Origin of the sequence: Candidatus Xiphinematobacter sp. Idaho Grape, from assembly GCF_001318295.1 — a bacterium.
Taxonomy (GTDB): domain Bacteria; phylum Verrucomicrobiota; class Verrucomicrobiia; order Chthoniobacterales; family Xiphinematobacteraceae; genus Xiphinematobacter.
Genome location: NZ_CP012665.1, coordinates 836,131 through 857,291, shown reverse-complemented (window position 1 = coordinate 857,291; position 21,161 = coordinate 836,131). Strand labels below are relative to the sequence as shown.

At 47.8% G+C, this 21,161-nt stretch carries 20 protein-coding genes and 1 tRNA gene; 17 read left to right on the top strand and 4 right to left on the bottom strand.

Annotated features, from left to right (window positions below):
- The first annotated feature begins 526 nt into the window (after nt 1-526).
- The 7 genes from AMD24_RS04055 (at nt 527) to AMD24_RS04020 (ending at nt 8,482) form a co-directional block, all read left to right on the top strand.
- Nucleotides 527-922, top strand: coding sequence for a hypothetical protein (locus tag AMD24_RS04055; protein ID WP_158404405.1), 396 nt, complete (start codon nt 527-529; stop codon nt 920-922).
- A 285-nt stretch (nt 923-1,207) separates the two neighbouring features.
- Entirely contained in the window at nt 1,208-3,679 is a 2,472-nt protein-coding gene (locus AMD24_RS04045; RefSeq protein ID WP_062100771.1) for an LPS assembly protein LptD, read from the top strand.
- A 176-nt stretch (nt 3,680-3,855) separates the two neighbouring features.
- Nucleotides 3,856-5,157, top strand: coding sequence for a UDP-glucose dehydrogenase family protein (locus tag AMD24_RS04040; protein ID WP_062100770.1), 1,302 nt, complete (start codon nt 3,856-3,858; stop codon nt 5,155-5,157).
- A 392-nt stretch (nt 5,158-5,549) separates the two neighbouring features.
- Complete coding sequence (locus tag AMD24_RS04430; protein WP_158404403.1) at nt 5,550-6,092, top strand: CPBP family intramembrane glutamic endopeptidase; 543 nt, start codon at nt 5,550-5,552, stop codon at nt 6,090-6,092.
- Nucleotides 6,093-6,131: 39 nt separating this feature from the next.
- Nucleotides 6,132-6,374: a hypothetical protein gene (locus tag AMD24_RS04030; RefSeq protein WP_062100768.1), complete on the top strand. Its 243-nt coding sequence runs from the start codon at nt 6,132-6,134 to the stop codon at nt 6,372-6,374.
- Nucleotides 6,375-6,416: 42 nt separating this feature from the next.
- Nucleotides 6,417-7,265, top strand: coding sequence for an acetyl-CoA carboxylase, carboxyltransferase subunit beta (gene accD, locus AMD24_RS04025; protein ID WP_062100767.1), 849 nt, complete (start codon nt 6,417-6,419; stop codon nt 7,263-7,265).
- On the top strand, nt 7,262-8,482 hold the full coding sequence (locus AMD24_RS04020) for a bifunctional folylpolyglutamate synthase/dihydrofolate synthase (RefSeq protein ID WP_062100766.1): 1,221 nt from the start codon (nt 7,262-7,264) through the stop codon (nt 8,480-8,482). The genes accD and AMD24_RS04020 overlap by 4 nt, the downstream gene beginning before the upstream one ends.
- A 58-nt stretch (nt 8,483-8,540) precedes the next feature.
- Here the strand turns inward: AMD24_RS04020 and AMD24_RS04015 are convergent, their stop codons facing one another.
- Together AMD24_RS04015 and plsY are read right to left on the bottom strand one after the other, a co-directional pair.
- Nucleotides 8,541-9,569 carry an NAD(P)H-dependent glycerol-3-phosphate dehydrogenase gene (locus tag AMD24_RS04015; protein ID WP_062100765.1) on the bottom strand — a complete coding sequence of 343 codons (1,029 nt, stop codon included), beginning with the start codon at nt 9,567-9,569 and terminating at the stop codon, nt 8,541-8,543.
- 38 nt (nt 9,570-9,607) lie between these two features.
- Nucleotides 9,608-10,243 (bottom strand): glycerol-3-phosphate 1-O-acyltransferase PlsY, encoded by a 636-nt coding sequence (gene plsY / locus AMD24_RS04010; protein ID WP_062100764.1) that lies wholly within the window; start codon nt 10,241-10,243, stop codon nt 9,608-9,610.
- A 544-nt stretch (nt 10,244-10,787) separates the two neighbouring features.
- Between plsY and AMD24_RS04005 the strand changes: the two genes are divergently transcribed.
- From AMD24_RS04005 to dnaB, 7 genes are all read left to right on the top strand, one after another.
- On the top strand, nt 10,788-11,720 hold the full coding sequence (locus AMD24_RS04005) for a ribose-phosphate diphosphokinase (RefSeq protein ID WP_062100763.1): 933 nt from the start codon (nt 10,788-10,790) through the stop codon (nt 11,718-11,720).
- Nucleotides 11,721-11,728: 8 nt separating this feature from the next.
- Complete coding sequence (locus AMD24_RS04000) at nt 11,729-12,406, top strand: 50S ribosomal protein L25 (RefSeq protein WP_062100762.1); 678 nt, start codon at nt 11,729-11,731, stop codon at nt 12,404-12,406.
- Nucleotides 12,407-12,411: 5 nt separating this feature from the next.
- Entirely contained in the window at nt 12,412-12,975 is a 564-nt protein-coding gene (pth, locus tag AMD24_RS03995) for an aminoacyl-tRNA hydrolase (protein WP_062100761.1), read from the top strand.
- Nucleotides 12,976-12,997: 22 nt separating this feature from the next.
- Complete coding sequence (gene rpsF / locus AMD24_RS03990; RefSeq protein WP_158404401.1) at nt 12,998-13,300, top strand: 30S ribosomal protein S6; 303 nt, start codon at nt 12,998-13,000, stop codon at nt 13,298-13,300.
- A gap of 53 nt (nt 13,301-13,353) precedes the next feature.
- On the top strand, nt 13,354-13,806 hold the full coding sequence (locus AMD24_RS03985; RefSeq protein WP_062100759.1) for a single-stranded DNA-binding protein: 453 nt from the start codon (nt 13,354-13,356) through the stop codon (nt 13,804-13,806).
- Nucleotides 13,807-14,040: 234 nt separating this feature from the next.
- Complete coding sequence (rplI, locus tag AMD24_RS03980; protein ID WP_158404399.1) at nt 14,041-14,577, top strand: 50S ribosomal protein L9; 537 nt, start codon at nt 14,041-14,043, stop codon at nt 14,575-14,577.
- A 221-nt stretch (nt 14,578-14,798) separates the two neighbouring features.
- Nucleotides 14,799-16,181, top strand: a complete 1,383-nt coding sequence (dnaB, locus tag AMD24_RS03970; protein ID WP_062100756.1) for a replicative DNA helicase — start codon at nt 14,799-14,801, stop codon at nt 16,179-16,181.
- Between the two features lie 59 nt (nt 16,182-16,240).
- On the opposite strand, the gene AMD24_RS03965 is transcribed toward dnaB, so the two are convergent.
- Nucleotides 16,241-16,537: a 4a-hydroxytetrahydrobiopterin dehydratase gene (locus tag AMD24_RS03965; RefSeq protein WP_062100755.1), complete on the bottom strand. Its 297-nt coding sequence runs from the start codon at nt 16,535-16,537 to the stop codon at nt 16,241-16,243.
- Nucleotides 16,538-16,877: 340 nt separating this feature from the next.
- Between AMD24_RS03965 and AMD24_RS03960 the strand changes: the two genes are divergently transcribed.
- A complete protein-coding gene (locus AMD24_RS03960; protein ID WP_062100754.1) occupies nt 16,878-17,462 on the top strand; it encodes a tetratricopeptide repeat protein in 585 nt (194 codons plus the stop codon).
- 117 nt (nt 17,463-17,579) lie between these two features.
- On the opposite strand, the gene AMD24_RS03955 is transcribed toward AMD24_RS03960, so the two are convergent.
- A tRNA-Gln gene (locus AMD24_RS03955) sits at nt 17,580-17,653 on the bottom strand.
- Nucleotides 17,654-17,810: 157 nt separating this feature from the next.
- Here AMD24_RS03955 and AMD24_RS03950 point away from each other — a divergent pair.
- On the top strand, nt 17,811-18,305 hold the full coding sequence (locus tag AMD24_RS03950; protein WP_062100753.1) for a redoxin domain-containing protein: 495 nt from the start codon (nt 17,811-17,813) through the stop codon (nt 18,303-18,305).
- The gene (gene acnA / locus AMD24_RS03945) at nt 18,302-21,100 is read left to right on the top strand and encodes an aconitate hydratase AcnA (protein WP_062100752.1); all 2,799 of its coding nucleotides are present in this window, start codon (nt 18,302-18,304) and stop codon (nt 21,098-21,100) included. Before AMD24_RS03950 ends, acnA begins: the two co-directional genes overlap by 4 nt.
- Nucleotides 21,101-21,161 lie beyond the last annotated feature (61 nt).

Genomic DNA, 21,161 nt, shown 5'->3' with positions numbered 1-21,161 from the left:
TCCGCTACCACGTGCTGAGTCTCCTGCATTTGGGAGGTATCCCCCTAAGTTGGGGGGTCAATCGTCCAAGAATCTCGGCCGCAGTTGCACGGGTTTATGTAGCCGCCAGTTTGATTCTGTGGGTATCCCTAGATTAGCCCAGGGGCCCCCTTTAGTAGTTCTGGTCGCTTTGTCCCATGTTGCATTATGAAGATTTTTATTACTGGCAGAGCGGATTGTATTGGTAGCATTTGCATTGAGCAGCTGCCTGATGGTGGCCAATATGGGGCTGGTTTCGCGTCCTGCCCTTTTCGGGGGTGATCTAGGAGATGCACGGGCTCTTCATCGTGTAATGATAATGAATTAGGATCACGCGAGCGGTTGTATAATTTTACTGCCACTGCCTCAGTGGGGGTCCACATCCAGCCCGAAGAAATATTTTCGGAACAACATTTTCTTATGGAACTAATCTTGTTAGACACACTAGCATGGTGCGTCTGGGTTGGTCTTTTTGTCCGCTTGTACCATGTTTGGATTTCCAGAGAGAATGCCGGTTGGTAAAACTTCAGCTCAGACTCCGGCTAATTTCTGTGGTGCGTCCGAGCTCCTTTTTGAAGGAATCCTCTGCTGGTGCGAAAGGCTCTATGGATTTACCGTAGTGGTGTTAGGTTGTTTCGATCCGGCAGAAGCTGCAGAAAAGCTTGGGGCAGACCACTGCTGTGAAATACCCTTCATTCCTAATGCTTTTAGAGTAGCCCTTGAGCAAAAAGGAGCGGTTGCGATTTGCGGTATCGACTATCCAACTCCAGATAGCGCTTGTATTCGGGATTACACTCGTGTCCTGGGGACGTTACTCAGGCCCATACTCTTGTTCTTAAGGCCCCAGAAAGTGCCCGGTACGACTTTTAGGGGACGGGGGAACAATTTCCCGTGCAGGAGATGATCGAATGTTGCAGGAAGGTTACAGGCAGCGCCTGATCCCCACCGTGAAAAAAACCCGACGTCCAGGAGACCCTCCCGCACTAATCGCTGCGGCAGGAAAGATCAGAAATGAACCGGGTTGGTATCCCTGTCATCAGGATATACGAAACATCATTGAAAGTGTATTGGCCTGGAAGTCCAAATTTCCATTCGAATATCAAGGTTCTAGCGCTCCCTCACCCCTTTAGGGAACAACGTTCCCCTACGACGTTTCATGCCATCAATCTACCCAGCTCCTCTAGGCTAGATGAAGAGGCATATAGGGGCGTTAACGGCTATTGCCATTACGCTGTCTTCCTTTACCTGTATTATCCAGTTGAATGGCCTGGATGCGTCATCGCCGGTAGAAATTACAGCTGAGAAGGCTGTCAGTTTTGAAGAAGGCATCGTTGCTGCAGAAAGCCACGTACAGATTCATCACAAAGACATCTGTGCCTACTGCGACTATGCCGAGTATAAGGCGGACGCTCAGGAAGCCCTTCTTATGGGAAACGTTAGCATCTATTCGCCAAACAGCTTAACCAGCGGCCAACACGTACTCTACAACGTGCAAAGTAAGCAAGCACGTATCTCAGAATTTTTCACAACAAGCTTTCCAATGCTCCTGTATGCCCGCAGCGCCTGCATATTGCCCCATGCGTTCCGCGCCAGGCAAGTCTACTTTACTACGGATGACCAGTTACAACCAGGCTACCACATTAGAGCGAAGACTGTGTACATTTACAAAAATAAAAATGCTAGGATGGTGTTTCTTTTTCCAACTTTCTACATAGGAAGGATACCAATCTTCTGGATTCCTTACCTTTCCGTCGGTCCAAACGATACCGGATTCAAGGTTCTCCCTGGATATGACAGAGGTTGGGGAGTTTTCACGCTAGCCATGTATTCATTCGCCTACGATGGACCAAACAGTAGCCGACTTGGAACAGTACATGTAGACTGTCGCGCACGTCATGGGATGGCTTTTGGCTTTGATACCACCGTACAAACTAGCAAAAATGAAGACAACTACAGGAACTTCATTTCCTACTGGACCTGTAATAGTAAAAAACCTTTTGTCGGAAAAAGGGGTCCAACTCCAGATAATGCTAGTTGCAATCGCTATCGACTTTCCTACAACCGGCACATCGTTTTTTCGGAAAACACTTATGTTAGCTGCGACCTGAACGCACTAAGTGATTGCAATGTAATGCAGGATTTTTTTCCTGCTGAGTCACAAACAAATCCAAGACCAGACAACAATATCTCACTAACCAGGCGTGGCCAAAATTACACCCTAAACCTCCTGAATCGCTTTCAAACCAATAGTTTCCAAAACACGGTTAAGCGCCTTCCAGAATTAGCTTGGGACATTAAACAACACCCCATCCTTGGGGGTCCCTTCTACTTGGAGGGTACATGGACGCTGGGGCAATTAGAACGGTCTTTTGGAGATAGATTACGGTCCAGAGCAAGCAGTAAGCAACTCTTGAAAAAGAGGGACTTGCACTTTGTTACCAAGTCAGCAGGCTACCCAGTTTTCCGCCTTGGAAGCTTCGCCAAAATTTCAATGCCAAAAACCTACTTCGGGTGGATCACCCTTATGCCATATGCTGGATTTCACGCTACGCTATATAGCCAGTCAAGCGGATTTTTTGACAAGTTACCTACTCTACCTATAGACCCGGATGGCCATTTAGGAACATATACAGCCTTTGCTGACAGAAGAGGGCCTTTTAGGAAAAAGGGCTTCGTTGCTCCGAATACTCAAGGGAATCATACTACCGTTTGGAACAGTGCATTCCACGGAAAAGAAGACAATTTCCACAAACCGATGGGCTCAAGGGATGGAATTTCCTTCCATCCAGGAATCAATTGTGGTCTTGAATCATCCTTTAAGATTTCCCGCGTGTATCGGCTGCAGTCTCAACTGCTTGGCTTAGATGGTTTAATGCATATCATTCAACCTTATGTAAGCCATTCGGTAGTCCAAAATCTCAGAAGCAAACCCAGTCCGACCTACCAGTTTGATACCGTTCAACAAACGACTCAGTATCTCCCCATTAATTTCCCAGATTTTCTGGCCATCGACGCCATTGATTCTTGGAACATTTTCCGGACAGGAGTCCGCAACAATTTCATCACCCGCCGCGATAGCAGAAACCATCAGTGGCTTACTGTAGATACCTTCTTTGACTACAATCTACACAACCCATACTCCTTGGCAAAGGTAGGGAATCTCAGTAATCTCGTTGCGTATTGTCCATCCCGTTGGTTCACTGTAGGCTGCGATATCCAGGCCCCTCTGGATCGAGAAGGGTTTACGCAGTTCGACTTAAATTTTAGCTTAATGCCAGCTCAAAACTTACAGTTTACAATTGGTTACTACTACCTAAACAGCTATCCAACGCGATGTTCGCTTGGCGCCCATGACTCGTCTCCCAGCGATGTAAGTCAGATGGCCCTTGATGCCTACTTTCGTTTGAATGACAACTGGGCAATAAGCGGTCAGGAGCAATATGATGCTAACCGAAGACTGCTTTTGTACCAGCGCTATTTCATTCATCGGGATTTGTCTTCTTGGATTGCTTCCTTTGGCATGGACATACGTAGAAACCAGGATCAAAAGCTACAGACTGGGTTTGTATTGGTAATGACATTAAAAGCTGCACCCCAGGTGATCATTCCTTTAGGGTTGGATTCCCTTCATAGACCTCTGTGGCCATCTAAAAGTCTCTAGGGGAACCGAAGAGCAAACCTAGTACATGGCATACGAGAAGGTTTCCACAGCCCTCTATAATATTTCCCCGAATGTAGTGTGACTAGTTTCTTTGGTAGAGCCGTGCGGCCTTTCGAGCCACATTCTGCTACTGTAAAGAACTACGCGACCCATCCTGACTTCGGCTTTGGACTTTCATGAAGTTATGTATTATCGGCTCCGGACATGTTGGATTAGTGACGGGTGCTTGTTTTGCGGAAGTAGGCCATCATGTCATTTGTGTAGACAATGATCAGCACAAGGTAGATATGCTCGTAGCGGGCAAAGTCCCCATTTACGAACCACGATTGGAGGAATTAATTCGCAGAAATGCGGCTGCTAAGAGACTCTTCTTTAGCAGCAGTGTCAAATGTGGGGTCGATGCCGCGGAAGTGATATTTGTTACCGTGCCCACTCCTCTCCGAACGGACGGAAACGTGGATCTCTCCTGTGTCGAGGAAGCAGCTTGCGAAATCGCCCTAGCCCTTAGGGCATACCGAGTCGTTGTGGATAAGAGCACCGTTCCAGTCAAGACAGGTGAAAAAGTAGCGGAAATCATTCACCGCTATAACGCAGCCGATATACCATTCGACATTGTCAGCAACCCAGAATTTCTAAGAGAGGGGTGTGCTGTCAGGGATTCACTGCACCCTGATCGTATCGTGATTGGTAGCTCCAGTCAGCGCGCAATAGCGCTTATGGAAAAAATCTATGAACCCTTTTCTACCCCACTTCTCATCACAGATGTAAACAGTGCAGAGTTGATTAAACACGCGGCCAACTCTTTCCTCGCTCTCAAAATCTCCTATATCAACATGGTGGCACGAATTTGTGAGGCTAACAAAGCTGATGTTGAGAAAGTTGCAGATGGAATCGGTCTGGATAAACGTATTGGAAGAGATTTTTTAGATGCCGGAATTGGCTACGGAGGCTCCTGCTTTCCCAAGGACATTGCAACATTTATTGCCATATGCCAGCAGCAATTGGGAGAACCCTTCGCACTTCTTAAGGAGGTCCAGAGGATCAATGATACTCAGCTAGAATACTTTGTAAGTAAAATTCGAGGAGTGCTTCGGGTACTTGAAGGAAAAAAAATTGCCGTTTGGGGGCTCACTTTTAAGCCGGATACGGATGATATCCGTAATTCAGTCGCTGTTGACTTAATAAATCTTTTAATTTCCGAGAGGGCGATAGTACAGGTATATGACCCCAAGGGGATGAAGAAGTCCAAAGAACTGGGCGTAGTACCGACGGCTCGTTTTGCCTCTTCGCCTCTTGATGCGGCGCAAGGTGCGGAGGCGCTGGTTATTGCAACCGAATGGAAAGAATTTGCTGCCGTTGGCCTTAGGGAACTGAAAGCTCGGATGCAAGCCTGGTCTATTTTTGACGGGAGAAATCTCCTTAACCCGTCAGTAGTGCGTCAATTTGGCTTCAGCTATTATAGTGTTGGTCGCTTTTAATTTTTTCAGCTCCAGCCTGTACTCTCCCTCCATGCTTTCTTCTAAGTGATGATATGCCTACAGCGATGAGGAGTAGCCTAGTCCTGGTCATTGGGGTAATAGCATCCATGTGGCTTGCGCCACCCGTATATTGGCTGTTGCAGGCATTTAGTGAAGAGTTCCCCTTTCTTGGGGCGCTATCCTTCCACCGTGTATGGAGGCGCGTACTGTCAGTATGCACGATAGGGGCGCTACTAGCCTCACTAAAAACCTTAGACTTTGGGAAATTACACTTACAAAAAAATAGGTATAGGTGGCATGACTTTGGCTGGGGTTTTCTCTTCGCAGCTGCACCGACGGTGCTTCTTATAGCAACTTATGTTCATTTGGATGTATGTAGAATCGAGGGGGGTATGGAATTACCCTCCCTTCTTAGTGTGACAGCGCGAGCTGTAGGGGTCTCCATTTTTGAAGAAGCCCTCTTCCGAGGTCTGTTGTATGGGCTAAGTCGTCAGGAAATGAGTGCCATTACCTCTGCTCTATGGACTTCCGGGATATTCGCTATTCTCCACTTCATGCGCCCTTCGGATTCTACGCATCCAGTAGATATTTGGAGTGGGTGGAGGGAATTGCAGTGCTTATTTAACCCTGCAATGCCTTGGTCGACTTTTCTTTTTGCTCTAGCGAGCCTAACTGCTATTAGTCTCCTACTCTGCTGGGCAACAGAGCAGACTTGTTCTTTAGCCTTACCGATCGGGCTTCACGTTGGATGGATTTTTGTTATTCAAACAGGAAATTTTTTTGTAGAATTCAGGATGGAGACGCCGGATAATTTGCCGTGGGTGGGCCCTCATGTAATCTCTGGCACCATACCTGTCGGAGTTCTTGCTATTCTAGCATTTTGCTTCACTTTCTGCCTGTGTTGGAGGTACCTCCGCACAAAAAGGGTTGCGTGACTTGTGTCGCGATTCTTTGTTTTAGTTTTTTCGTGGGTTATGTACCGTGTCGGTCTTATTTCGATTACCGAGAAGACAATGCACGCTGGAATTGCCTGCTTTGCCATGCGCACCCGGGCGCATCTGCCTAAGTTTATTGGATGGAAAGAATGGCTGTCCATGGTTTACAGCACGACCAAGTGGCCATTGCCTCCCAGCCGCACGACGCTTCCAGGGCGTGCCCAATCCCCCAGCCTCGCACCTAGAGCGATGTTCCAAGAGGTCTTTCTTAGCTTAAGCTAGTCTTGCGTGACAGGCCTCCACCCTCTGTGAGAGAGACTACACATGCCTATCTTCAAAGAGCCAGTCTTTAATGCTCGTGGCAACAAACATCAGGAAATTCCAGAGGGACTGTGGACCAAGTGTCCTTCTTGCAAAGACATTATTTACAACCTAGCTTTAGCAGAAAATCTTTTTGTCTGCCCTAGGTGTAATTATCACTTTACATTAGGTGCGTGGGAGCGGATCGTGCATCTCGTTGACCCGGGCTCGTTTAAGGAACACGATGCCAAAATGATTGCTGCTGATCCTCTAAAGTTCAGGGGGGTAGCTGCCTATGAGGAAAGACTGCAAACCTATCGTGAGAAAACCGGTCTAGTTGACGCGGTTATTACCGGGGAGGCTTCTATTGCCCGATATCCGATCGGTCTTGCAGTAATGGATTTTCGTTTCCTTGCGGCTACCATGGGTTCGGTAGTTGGAGAAAAAGTCACTCGACTCATTGAGTGGAGCACCTGTAGAAAGAGACCTATTGTTGCCGTTTGTGCTTCTGGAGGAGCTCGCATATACGAGAGCATATTTAGCCTGATGCAAATGGCGAAAACCAGCGGTGCCTTGGCCCTACATGCTAGGGCAAGGCTGCCCTATATCGTGGTACTTAGCAATCCTACCTATGCAGGTGTCATGGCAAGCTTTGCTTCCCTAGGGGATGTTATTCTTGCAGAACCACGAAGTATGATAGGCTTCGCTGGGCCTCGTGTCATCCAGGAAACAACACACCAAAATTTGCCGGAAGGCTTTCAGACTGCCGAATTCCTAGAAAAGCACGGACTAGTCGATCATATTGTGCACCGCACCCAGTTGCGATCCTTCCTAGCACAGATCCTCAATTATCTTTGCCAGAAACAAGAATGACTTTCGATAAAGCCTTAAAGTGGCTGTATTCCAAGCAGCGTTTTGGCATTAGGTTGGGGTTAGAAACTACACAATCCCTTCTTGCCCTCCTTGGTAATCCGGAAAACAAGCTGAGGTTCCTACATATCGCAGGAACTAATGGTAAGGGATCCGTTTGCGCGTTCTTAGACTCAATTTTGAGGGCAGAAAGGAAAAAAACTGGCCTTTTCACTTCTCCGCATCTGGTAGATTTTCGAGAACGTATCTGTGTGAATGGTAGGCCAATTTCTAGGAAGGCAACTGCAGAAGGTTTAACCCTCTTAAAAGATTTGTTAAGGGATTTAGAAATTTCCCATAAATTAGAGCCCACCTTTTTTGAGCTCACTACAGTACTGGCTACCTGGTATTTCCTGCAACAAGATGTGGAAGTCACTATTTGGGAGACAGGCATGGGAGGGTATTGGGATGCAACCAATGTGGTTACCCCGCTAGTTTCTGTTATTACATCTATTTCTTTTGATCATCGGCAATGGTTAGGAAACTCTCTGAGAGAGATCGCTCTTGAAAAATCTGGGATTTTTAAGCCAGGCATTCCCGCAGTTTCTGCGCCTCAGTCCATCGAGGTAGAAGAGACATTGCGGAGTAGAGCAGCTGCTAGTCGTATACCTCTGTATTTCGTGGAAGCTCCCTGGAGTAGCTCCAAGATAGGACTACATGGAGAACACCAACGATGGAATGCGGCCCTAGCCGTAGCGGCTTTGGAAGCTAGCAGCGTCACCGTCTCTGCCAGTTCTATTTCCTATGGCCTAGCTAACACTTACTGGCCGGGAAGATTTCAGATTCTCTCCAGCAGGCTGGTAGTAGACGGAGCACATAACCTTGGGGCCGCGTGCGCCCTTGTTGCCACCTGGCAGGAGGTGTTTGGAAATCAAAGAGCCTGTATAGTATTCGGTTCGTTGGAAGATAAGGAGAGCAAAGAGATGTTAGAAGTACTTTCTACCATTACTCGAGAGTTTCGCTTCGTTCCTATTACTGGCCACCGGTTCGATACCAAATATCAAGCACCCCCGTGCAAAACCATTGGTTATTTCGAAAGCCTTGGTGCTGCCTTAATTTCTCCTCTTCAACCAGAAAACACTATCACTCTGGTAACGGGATCACTTTTTTTGGTCGGGGAAATCCTGGCAGAAAAGAGGACGATCTCTTATTGGCCGCTGCCTCTAGGAAAGGCGCGCTAATATCTTAATCTCCTTACCAAGAGAAAGGAGAAAACGAATCTGCTACCTATTTTAGGATTTAGGATTTAGGAGAGTGGGGTTGCACGGTAGAATCAGATTCATGGCGCTGGCGACGCCCCAGTAGCTCCCACAATGCATTGTAGGGAGCCTTACCCTCGTAGAGGACTTGATATACTGCTTCTAGGATAGGAGCATCCACACTGTACTTGAGGGCTAGCTGTCTAGCACTACGAGCAGCCGGGATCCCTTCGGCTATCATCTTCATGGACCCTTGAGTTTTAACTGGAAATTCACCCCGCCCAATTCTCTCTCCAATAGCTCGGTTGCGACTATGACAGCTAAAACAGGTAACCATTAAATCCCCTATACCACTTAGGCCATAGAACGTTTCCAAATGTCCCCCTAAGGCCACCCCTAAACGTATCATTTCTGCAAGTGCACGAGTAATGAGGGAAGCTTTTGCATTACTCCCCATACGAAATCCATCAGAAACCCCCGCAGCAATAGCAAAGACGTTTTTTAGAGCCCCCCCTAATTGGATACCCCTAATATCCTCGCTTGTATAGAGCCGAAAACTAGGAAGGAAAAGCTTCTGTTGAAGCTCCTGTAGCACTTCCTCATCGGCTGAACCCACGACTGCTGCAGCAGGACACTTCCTAGCGACCTCCACAGCATGGTTAGGTCCAGAGAGAACGGCGAGAGGGTTGTGGGGAAGATAACTTGCTAACACCTCGCTCATTAGCATTCCCGTGTCATACTCAATTCCCTTGATGCAGGAAACCAAAATACTTTGGGGCGGAACACCGAGCATAACCATTTGGCCAACAACTTCACGAATAGCCTTGGAAGGTGTAACTACGAGTATCAACTTGGCATCTAGAGCATCAGCCAATTGATGCGTTGCATAGACGTTTGACGGTAGCCGTAATCCAGGAAGGTACGTAGAATTGATACGATGGTCGACTAGCTCTGCTGTCAAGGCAGGCCTACGCCCCCATAGGCAAACAGCTGTACTGCTTTCGGAAAGTAAAATGGCAAGGGCTGTTCCCCAACTACCAGCACCAATAACGCCAATTTTCTCATACATGCATTTGCCGGAGAATGCCGTAGATAGGAAGATATTTGTCAATCATTTTTCTCTTTTACAAATCTGGGTTCTGTGCCAGCCGCTAGGCGAGAGATATTGCTCTGATGTCGCCAGATAGCAAGCATACAGATTCCAAGCGACACCAAAGCAAACACCTGGCCTATCTTGCCCAAGAAAAGCAAAGTAAAACACGCAAGTGGAAGTGCGATCACGGCTGCTAAAGAGGCAAGAGAAACATAACGTGTAGTAGAGAATACTAATCCCCAAGAAATCAGCGCTACCACGAAAACAGGGTACGGAAAAATTGAGAGTGTTACTCCTGCAGTGGTAGCAATTCCCTTCCCACCTTTAAAGCCCAACCAAAGTGGAAAATTGTGTCCGACAATGACAAATAGTGCTGCAACAAGCCCCAGCCAGTCTTGTTGAGATTTCTCCTCTGAGAATTCTGAAGCTAGAGCGACTGCAACGATTCCCTTAAAAAAATCAACAACGAAGACTGTACATCCCCACTTTTTGCCCAGAACTCTCAGTGCATTAGTGGCACCAGTATTACTACTACCTTCTCTCTGCAGATCCTTATGACAGATCTTTCCAGCGACCCACCCTGCAGGAAAGCTGCCCAACAAGTAGGACAGCAAACCCACTGCAGCAAATTGGCTGATTGCATTAGGCACTAGAAATCATTTGGCAACGGAATTTGGTCCGTCGCGGACGTTGGGACTGGAGTAACAGCTCCTAGCTCCTTAGTTATCATTTCCAAGGTGGCGTAATAACCCATCACTAAGATAGAGGCTAAAGGACAACCCAGCTAGGGTTGCACATTATGTTCTGCCACTTCAACAGAGAAAATCACTAATGTAGTTGTATGGTTTAAGCCACTTCCAAGACAGGCTGATTCTAATTCTCGCCACACACCTCAACCTAACCAATTATTTTGTCGCACTAGGTTCAAAAACTATTTCGATGTGAATCCGCTTGCTAGCAGAGTCTGTTTGTTCTCTACTACACCGGTGGTGTTTTGGTTTTTAGAGCTCTTTAGTTGTTGTTCTCCCGCGCTCTCTATGGGGCAGTGTGCAGAGAATTGGTCCCTGCCGGCTCCGGCTTAGATTTTGTAGATTTTGCGTCGGGTTGCCATTTACCGTCTCGATACGACTTCTTAGCAGTCCTTTCTAGTTATAGCCCGTACTTTCTCTAACGCGTTCCACCTTTTAGAATGAGATGAAGATCTTTACAGGGAGGGCACATGCCCAACTCGCCATGGACATTGCTGTTTATCTCCAGGTTCCACTTGGAAATGCTTCCATTTCTTCCTTCCCGGACGGGGAAACTTTCGTAAGGATAAATGAGAATATCCGCGGACAGGATGTTTTTGTTGTCCAACCTACTTGCCCTCCAACAAATCAGAATTTGATGGAACTTTTAATCTTGGTGGACGCTGCGCGACGTGCCAGCGCTGCGCGGGTTACCGCCGTGATTCCATTTTTTGGGTATGCCCGGCAGGATCGCAAAGATCAACCGCGCGTCCCCATTACGGCAAAATTGGTGGCTAATCTACTCGTCGCAGCTGGGGTTGACCGGGTATTGACCATGGACCTACATGCTCAGCAGCTACAGGGCTTTTTTGACATCCCAGTGGACCATCTATATGCACTGCCCGTCTTAAACCGTTATCTTTGGGAAACAGGCTTGGATAATCTGGTAGTAGTTTCACCAGATGTAGGTGGAGTGAAAATGGCTTCCGCCTACGCCCAGGCATTAGGTGCCGGGCTTGCCATCGCGGTAAAGAGACGTTGCTCTGCCACTGAAGTCGACACCTTATATGTCATAGGAGAGGTACAGGGAAAGAATGCTTTGATAGTAGATGATTTGACAGAAACTGCTGGCACATTAACTAGCGCAGCTAAGATTCTCCACCAATCCGGCGTACAGAATATTTATGCAGGGGTTTCGCATGCGGTCTTGACAAGCTGCGCAATAGAAAGGTTAAGTTCCTCTGGAATAAGACAGTTAATCACGACGGATAGCGTGCCGCTCTCTCAGGAGGCTAGGGGGCTCGTCAGAGTTCTTTCTGTTGCGCCGTTGCTTGGTGAGGGTATCCGGCGCGTTCATCGCGATGAGTCAGTCAGTTCTCTGTTTGAATTAAAAAGGTAAGTGGGAAAGTGGAGTTAGGAATTAGAATGGTTAAGCAGCTTATGCTCTCAGCGGCTCCGCGCGTGGAACGTGGAAGGAATGCGGTGAGGAAGGTGCATGCCCGGGGATGTGTTCCAGCAATTCTCTATGGCGTGAGCGGCGGAGCACGTTCCATAGAAGTTAAGCGTTGCGAAGTGGAGCAAATTCTCGCTCATGCCACGGGCGAAAATCTCCTAGTAGAGCTCCGGATCGTTAGTAATGACCCAGGGTCAGAAGAGGAGAGTGGAGTAGTTAATCAACTCTCCCTGATTCGAGAGGTTCAGCACCACCCTGTTAACGGGGGGGTTTTGCATGTAGATTTCCGGGCCATTTCTGCTACTTCAAAAATTGAAGTTGCAATTCCCTTGGAAGCTAGAGGAGAAGCCAAAGGAGTCAAAGCTGGTGGAGGCCTCCTTGAGCAAAGTTTGCGTGTCCTGTCAGTTGAGTGCCTTCCACAGAATCTCCCTGCAGTTATTCAGGTAGACGTCACAGCGTTAGACGTAGGGGACTCCTATCATGTAAGGGATATTGTACTCCCAGAAGGAGTGCGACCCGTGACGGATGCAGAGCTTGCCGTCTTTCGAATTTCTGAGCCTGTTACACCCCCACTGGGTGGGAGTACCTCTTCCCCTGAGGTAATCAAGGAAAAAAATCGGGGGCTTCCATAATTCATATGGGAGAAGCTAGGCTGCGGCTTTTCGTTGGACTAGGCAATCCTGTCCCTGCTTACGACGAAACGCGTCATAATGTTGGATCTATGACTCTCGATCGCTTTGCAAGCACCAAGGGATTGCGTTTCGAACGCAGCTTTCATGATGGTTTTGAGATTGCTAAGGATACTATGGGGAGAATCTTTATGAAGCCGCTCACATACATGAACTACTCTGGTTATCCTGTGGTAACACTCTTGCGTTCTCATAAAATTTCACCAGAGCAAGCCCTTGTCATCCTTGATGATCTCACTATTCCTCTTGGAAAGTTGAGAATTCGCAAGGGCGGAGGCGCAGGTGGTCACAATGGATTAGCTTCTATCCTCTGTTGTCTTTCTACGGAGGCAATCCCCAGGCTTCGTATCGGAATCGGTAATGTAACAGGTTCCAGTCTTGCGGAGTACGTTCTTGGCGTTTTTTCGAAGGAAGAAAAGCCTGCGGTGGACCGCGCCGTAGCCCGCGCATGCGATGCCATCGAAATGCTGGAATCTTCCGGAATCAACGCCGTTATGAATCGATTCAACTAATAACAGCACAATGCACAAAGAAATGCATACATTTATTAACACCCGTCGATATGAAGTCCTTTTTGCCCTAGATACGCAGGGTAGGGAGGAGGGAAGCAAAGAAATTATCGAGCGTATTGAAAATACCCTGACTGCTGAGGGTGTGAACACTTTGCAAGTGCAGCGCCTTGAGAAGCGTGAGCTCGCCTATGAACATAGGCGGTTGAAAACTGCTTACTACGTGAATTTTGTATTTGAGGCGGAGCCCTCTCTTATTGAACGCCTGCGCCAGAGGTTCAAACTGGATGAAGAGATTGCCCTACAGCAATACTGCTCTGTCCTATAACCTCTCTTGTCGGATAAGGACTGCATTTCCTTGTAGGTAGGAGTGCGGTTACTATGGCTGATTCTATGGCTAGTGTTAACAAAGTTATTCTAATTGGCAATATCACCCGCGATCCTGAGATTAAGTACATCCCCAAGGGGACTGCGGTTACCGATCTTGGGTTGGCTGTTAATCGGCGTTATAATGTTGACGGGGAGAAGAGAGAGGAAACAGCCTTTATAGAGGTAACTTTTTGGGGAAGACAGGCTGAAGTAGCTAGTGAGTACTTAAAGAGGGGAAGTACAGTTTATGTTGAAGGACGCCTCCAAATGGATACCTGGGAAGATAAACAGACAGGGCAAAAACGGAGTCGCCTGCGCGTGGTTGCCGAAAATTTCCAACTTCTTTGGGGGCGGCAGGGGGGACAACACACTCCTCCACAACATTTTGAGGATGCCTCTGGCTTTCCTAGCCAACCTCCTTCTTCCAGCGTAAAGGAGGAAAAGGAGGATGATATTCCATTTTAAGATCTTCTTAAGAATGGGGTTACTTGGCTGTAAGATTACAACAGCTACTTCTTGCGCAACTTACGCTTCATGGGTGAATGCGCAGAGAGGGGAGTTCTTGCGGGCATGAGAAAATGACCCTTGGGCTCGATTAAAATCTCTTAAGGCCTTCCCTTTTGTCTTTGTAGGCAAGAGTAGTAGTTGACAACCCAGGGAGCATTCTGTATCTCCTGGGACTCCGGGTGGGAGGTTTTTGTGGCGAACACTAGAGTCATTCTTACTGAAAGCGTTGGGTCTATCGGTGTAGAGGGAGATATAGTCAAGGTGCGTCGTGGTTATGCACGTAATTTTCTTTTTCCACGTGGGAAGGCACTAGAATTAACCCCTTCCTCCTTGCAGCAACTCAACTACCTTAAAGCCGAGCGGGCCAAACGTGAGGCGCGTGAAATCGCTGCTGCGGAGGAGTTAGGAAATAGCATTAGTAGGCTCAGGCTTACCTTTGAACTTGAGGTCGGAAAAGGGGGCAGGGTATTTGGCTCTGTCACCGCTAAAGATATTGCGGACAAGATCCTTAGCGAATCTCGGTCCGTTGCACTCCCTAGGCATGCCGTTTCTCTAGAGAAGCCAATTAAAGAAAGTGGAGATTACAAAGTGCAGGTGAAGTTACATTCTCGGGTGGCGGTATACTTAAGCGTCTCCGTGAAAGGTGTGAAAAAAGACGTTCAATCTGAAACAATCCCCGCTTTCCACGTAGAAAGCCTTGTAAAGAACAATGGCAGTAACCTGGAATAGCCACTTTTTCCTTCAGTTCTCTCAATCCAGTAATGGAGAAACCGTCTGGGGAGTCTTTATAGAAAATTTTTGGCATTCCAAAGTGTGCCAGTTTCCTCTGCTAGATTTTGTCTGGTGGAACTTCCTTAGTTTCCCCTCAGCTTTTCCGGCGGTTGCAGCGATGCTGTCCTTCGCAAGCCGGCCACACTTGTCCAAGGAATCTTCCGAAAGGGGGGAGAAGTGTGCAGAAGGGGACTCATCCATCAGACATTCATAGGACCCTGCCTCAAAGTACAGACGCTGAGAAGGGTGTGTTGTGCTCTGTTCTACTTTCCCCCGAACAAACCCTTGACCGCTGTATTGAGCGCATTAACGACAAGCACTTCCATCATCCAGCGCATAGGATTATCTACCAGGCTATGGTGGAACTTTATAAGCTCTCTCGGCCAGTAGAAATCATCGTTCTCCTCCAGTATTTAGAAGATCGCCAGCTCCTGGATCGAGTAGGTGGAGAAGCTGTTCTTTACGAGATTCTGACATTTGTTCCAACGGCAGCGAATGCTAGCTACTATTTGGATATCGTTCAGGAGAAATTTTTGCTTCGTCAGGTGATTTTTATCTGCACGGAAATGGCTTCACGCTGCTACACCGAGCAGGGCGAGGTTTGGACCTTATTGGATGAGTTAGAAAGTCGAGTACTTTCTATTGGCGAAGCGCGCTACCGCAACACATTTCCACAGATGAAGGAATTGGTCATGGCGGCCGTCGAGAATATTGATAGACTCTACAAAAACCGTGGTGGCATCACCGGTTTGTCTACTGGTTTTAAGAAATTAGATCAAATAACTAATGGTTTACATGGTGGGGAAATGTTTGTAATAGCTGCTCGTCCATCCATGGGTAAAACAGCGCTTGCCATGAATATTGCAGAGCACGTTGCCTTAGAAATCGGGAAGGCCGTTGGTATTTTCAGCCTGGAAATGAGCAGCCAGCAGCTTGTCCAGCGTATTCTTTGCTCTAGTGCTCGCCTAGATTTGCAAAAACTTCGCGACGGATTCATTTCCAGTAATGCTTTGCATATCCTTTTTGCAGCTGCGGACAGACTAGCGAAGTGTAAAATCTTCATTGACGATACTACTGCACTTAGCATCTTGGAAATGCGTTCTAAGGCACGCCGTATGAAGGATACTGAAGGAGTCGAGCTTATTGTAATTGACTATTTGCAGCTTCTTCGTTCCTCCTCGCGAAGAGGGCAGGAGAATAGGCAAATTGAGATTTCCGAGATTTCCTATGGGATTAAGGCCTTAGCTAGGGAACTCAATATCCCCGTTATTGTACTTGCTCAACTTAATCGCCAGCCTGAAACCCGTGAGGGGGGGAAGCCACGCCTCTCTGATCTTCGTGAGTCAGGAGCAATTGAGCAAGATGCTGATGTGGTGGCTCTTCTAGTGCGTCCAGAAGTTTACGAGAAGGGAGATCGAGAAAACGGTGAGAACCTACGTGGCAGGGCGGAACTTATTATCGCCAAGCAGAGAAATGGCCCCATTGGGGAAGTAGAGCTTACCTTCCTAAAGCAGTTTACACGCTTTGAAACTGCTGAGCTTGGAAGAGAGGAGGGAAGCTAAGCACAGAAAGCCCATAGGGAGGAGTCCCAAGCAGGGTTAGGTCCTTCTCCTTCCAGAAGTCATGAAAAGTCAGCAAATAGGAGGTCTATTTTAGAGGCAAGATCAAAGTCCAAAGAGGTTAATCCTCCCACGCTGTGGGTGCTCAGTGTAAGGGAAACTTTCCTCCAACAAATTAAAATTTTCGGATGGTGGTGAGTATCTTCAGATAATTTAGCGACTTGATTCACAAAATCGATTGATTGAATAAAGCTAGAAAATCGAAAGACACGGGAGATCTCTTGCGATTGGTAATTCCAGTGCGGCAGTCTGGAGAGAAGAAGGGCGATGTCAGCCTCTCTAAGGCACCGGGAAGACATGACTAAAGCAGGTTAGGTAAGGTTTTAAGAAATCAACGTGCTCCTCCTGTAGGTCGGGCACTCGCGGAGGTAGCAACGGCGCAACCCATGACATAGGATCAGAGATTTCCTTCCCAAGCAACTTAAATGTACGATCGGAGTTAGCCCCTGATGTATGGGTTTTCACTATTCTTTATTTTCTTCCAAGGAGAGAAGATTTGCTCCTACAATGTGTTACTTTGTATCTCTCTGGAGAGAAAAGGGAAATCTCTATCCTGGCGGCGCTTAGCGTTGCAGCTCTGTTATAAAACGAAAACGGAATGGATACACCACTCCCTGCTTGGTCTACAAAGAGCTTAGAATGGAATTTTTCGTAGAGAAGTCTAAGAAAGCTATTATAGGTGGGGTAGCGGTGGGGATAATTTGCGCAGGAGGAGCCATCTCTCTAGTTGCCGTTTGCCGAGCACGACAAGCTGCCGCAGCTTTGTTCGCCAATGCCTCTACTGTGGAGCAGCTGCAGACAGTAATCTCTAAATATCCTCGGTCAGATGCGGCAGCTGGTGCACTGCTCCTATTGGCAGCGGAGCAGAGGCGTCTTGGCAGACTGGAGGATTCGAGCATGACCTATCAAAGGTTTCTTGCAGCATTCCCAAAACATTCTCTTGCACCGATTGCAGCCTTAGGAAGGGCCGAGAATGCACTAGTGTCCGGAAATCTTCCAGCTGGTATAGCAGAGCTGCAAGCCCTCACCACCAAATATCCAGTGTCCTTCGTAGTACCTTTTTCCCTTTACGCCCAAGCAGAATTACTTATGACACAGGCCGGGAGAATACCAGAAGCTAGAGAACGGTTGCAAAACCTTGCTGTGAAGTTCCCAAATTCCGCTTTCTCCCGCTATTCATCCAAACTCCTTTTTCTATTGGACGCTCAGCAAGCAAAAGAATGAAGTGTTAGGAAATGCGATTGGTGTGGCTTGGTTAGTCAGTACCAGTCTCCCAGCTTTCCCCTATCTGCAGAGGTTGATAAGTGTGCGTTTTAATTCATTAGAGCAGAAGCGTACTCCTGGCTGCCTCGCATGGATTCGAACCATGACATGCAGATCCAGAATCTGCAGTGCTACCGTTACACCACGAGGCAGTTGCAAGACTGCCAAAGTGACTCGAGGCGATGCGCTTCTGAGCCCTGGGCTAAACACAAGCTCCCTAAGAGCTATCCGACTCTCTGACAAAGAGAGCTCATTGTCAAACTTAAGAAAGTCTCTTGACCTAATGAAGAAAGGAAGTTAAAAGGGATCATGGCTCTGTCTATTGGTACTCTGGCGCCAGATTTCACGTTAAGTAGTAAGAGCCGGGACGGCTTGAGGCGCGTCAGGCTTTCGGATCAATTTGCCAGCTCGAACGTTCTCCTGTTGTTTGTTCCCATGGCGTTCACTCCTGTTTGTACCGGCGAGCTGTGCTGCGTCACCCAGGATTTGTCGATCTATTCCTCTCTACATGCGACTGTTTATGGCATTAGTGGAGACAATCCATTTGCACAGGAGGCGTGGGCTGAAAAGGAGAAGATTGGAGTTGTGTTACTGAGTGATTATGATCACATGGTCGCCAAAGCATATGGGATTGCCTACGGCAGTTTCCTACCGGAGGCGGGTCTCGGAATGAGTGGAGTACCGAAGCGTTCAGCCTTTCTCATTGATCGTCGGGGTTACGTTCAATACGCAGAGTCGAACGATGACCCTAAGCAGGTTCCTGATTTTCTCAAAGTGCGTGATGCGCTGAAGTCGTTGCAATGATAGGCGATCCGTTTCATACGCTAGAAAAATTCTGCACGGGTTATGGCCAGGAGGGGTTGCTGTATTCTCTGCCGGCCCTGGAGCAAAATGGGATAGGGAGAATCTCTAGGTTGCCGGTAACCATCCGTATAATTTTGGAGTCCGTTTTGCGTAACTGGGATGGCCATAGAATTTCCGATAAGGACGTCCATACCCTGGCAAATTGGAATGCAAGGTCTCCAGATCCGGTAGAGATTCCCTTTGTAGCGGCTCGCATTGTCCTACAGGATTTTACCGGAGTGCCCCTTCTAGTAGATCTTGCCGCGATGCGCAGCGCCGTTCGGCGCTTCCAAGGAAATCCTGACTTGGTCGAACCCCTGGTACCAGTAGATCTAGTGGTGGATCACTCTGTGCAAGTGGATTTTTACGGTACACCGCAAGCACTCCATCTCAACCTAGAGATGGAATTCACCCGCAATCGCGAGCGCTACCAAGCTCTTAAGTGGGGGCAACAAGCTTTTAAGAATGTTTGCGTGGTGCCTCCTGGTATTGGGATTGTTCATCAAGTGAATCTTGAATACTTAGCCAAGGGAATCTTGAGCGCCAGGTATGCTGATGGTGAGGTTTTTTATCCGGATAGCTTGGTCGGTACGGACTCCCATACTACGATGATCAACGGACTAGGCATCGTAGGTTGGGGGGTAGGAGGCATCGAGGCGGAAGCGGGGATGTTAGGTCGGCCCGTATATTTTTTGACACCCGAAGTAATCGGCGTACATCTCGCTGGACGGCTAAGAGAGGGAGTGACAGCCACTGACCTTGCTTTGTCTGTCACCCAGACGCTACGGGCTTCTAAGGTTGTTGGTAAATTTGTCGAATTTTATGGAGAGGGGGCTAGGTCGCTTACATTACCAGACCGTGCTACAATTGCGAACATGGCTCCTGAGTACGGGGCCACCATGGGATTTTTTCCCGTGGACGAAGAATCTATCTCCTACCTGAGGTTAACCGGGAGGAGCGAGGCTCAGGTTGCCACTTTTGAGAGATATTTTAAGGTCCAAAAAATGTTCGGGATGCCGGATAAAGGAGACATTGACTATAGCACCAATCTAGAATTGGATCTCAGTAGAATCCAGCCTAGTGTGGCAGGTCCTAAACGCCCCCAGGATCGTATTTCTCTCCATCGAGTAAAGAAGACCTTCCAGGATCTTTTAGCTATTCCTGTTTCTGAGGGGGGATATGGAAAAAAAGGGTCTGGAAAAGGGGCGGCATTTGCAACTACTGCAGCTAGGAATGGCAGTCCAAAAAATGACATCGAGATGGTGGATGACCATCCTACGCTGAGCTCTAACAATGAGCTCCACTGCTCTGCTGTCCATGCAACCAACACGAGGTTGCGTGATGGGAGCATCCTTATCGCAGCTATTACCAGTTGCACCAATACAAGTAATCCTAGTGTAATGATTGGAGCTGGCCTTCTAGCTAAAAAGGCAGTTCAACGTGGAATGCGAGTGGAGCCCTCCATAAAAACTTCTTTGGCGCCTGGGTCGCGAATAGTAGAGGATTACCTGAGGCAGACAGGGCTGCAGTTCTATTTAGACCAGTTGGGGTTCAATATTGTGGGTTATGGGTGTACTACTTGCATTGGTAATTCGGGGCCATTAAATCCAGAAATTGAAAGGACTGTTGTTACGAGTGACCTGGTAGGGGTGGCTGTACTTTCCGGAAACAGAAACTTCGAGGCACGTATCCATCAAAGTGTTCGAGCCAATTTTCTTATGTCACCCCCACTGGTAGTGGCCTTCGCTCTGGCAGGCTACATAGATGTCGACCTCGTTCACGATCCTATTTCCAAGGATCTGAATGGGAAGGATGTCTACTTAAGAGAGATTTGGCCTTCAACTTCTGAAATTCGCGAGGTAATGGCTGACGCACTCCGGCCTGAGGTATTCCGCCGCTTGTATGCAGACTTCGTTTCTAAAAACTCTAAGTGGGACGAGATCGAAGGCACCACAGGCAAATTCTACCAGTGGGACCACAGAAGCACTTATATCCAAGAACCCCCTTTTTTCGAAGATTTTTCTATAGAGCCAGCTAGTCTCTCGGAGATCTATAACGCGCGTCCGCTAGCCATACTCGGAGATTCTGTGACCACCGACCATATTTCTCCAGCGGGAGCTATTCAAGCCAACTCTCCAGCAGGAGAGTATTTAATTGAATGTGGAATTCAACCTAGAGATTTCAACAGCTATGGTAGTCGTCGCGGTAATGACCGGGTTATGACACGGGGAACTTTTTCTAATGCAAGGATTAGGAATTTAATGCTGCCCAACACGGAGGGAGGAGTCAGTATCAAGTACCCTGAAGCTGAGCAACGTTCTATTTACAACGTAGCAATGGCTTACAAAGCAGAGGGGGTTCCCTTGGTTGTGATTGCGGGTCAGGAATATGGCGCAGGCAGTAGCCGGGATTGGGCGGCAAAGGGAACTAAGCTGTTAGGGGTGCGTGCAGTGATAGCTATTGGCTATGAGCGTATTCACCGCTCCAATTTAGTTGGTATGGGAGTGTTACCTCTTCAATTCCCGGAGGGGATCAGCGCAAAAACGCTTCAACTTGACGGTACAGAAAAATTCAGTGTCCTTAAGCTAAATGAAAAAGTTCAACCCAGACAGGCTCTTATTCTCCGAATTGAGCGCAAAGACGGTTCTGTGAAAGACGTAGAAGTGCAACTAAGAGTCGATACTTGTATTGAAGTAGACTATCTGCGCCATGGTGGAATCCTGCCGTTGGTGTTGCGGAAGTTGCTCGTCAGGTGAAGCTGCCTGCAGTGTAGAACTTGGTCATTTTTCTTTACAAGGGGGAAATAGGAAGTATAAG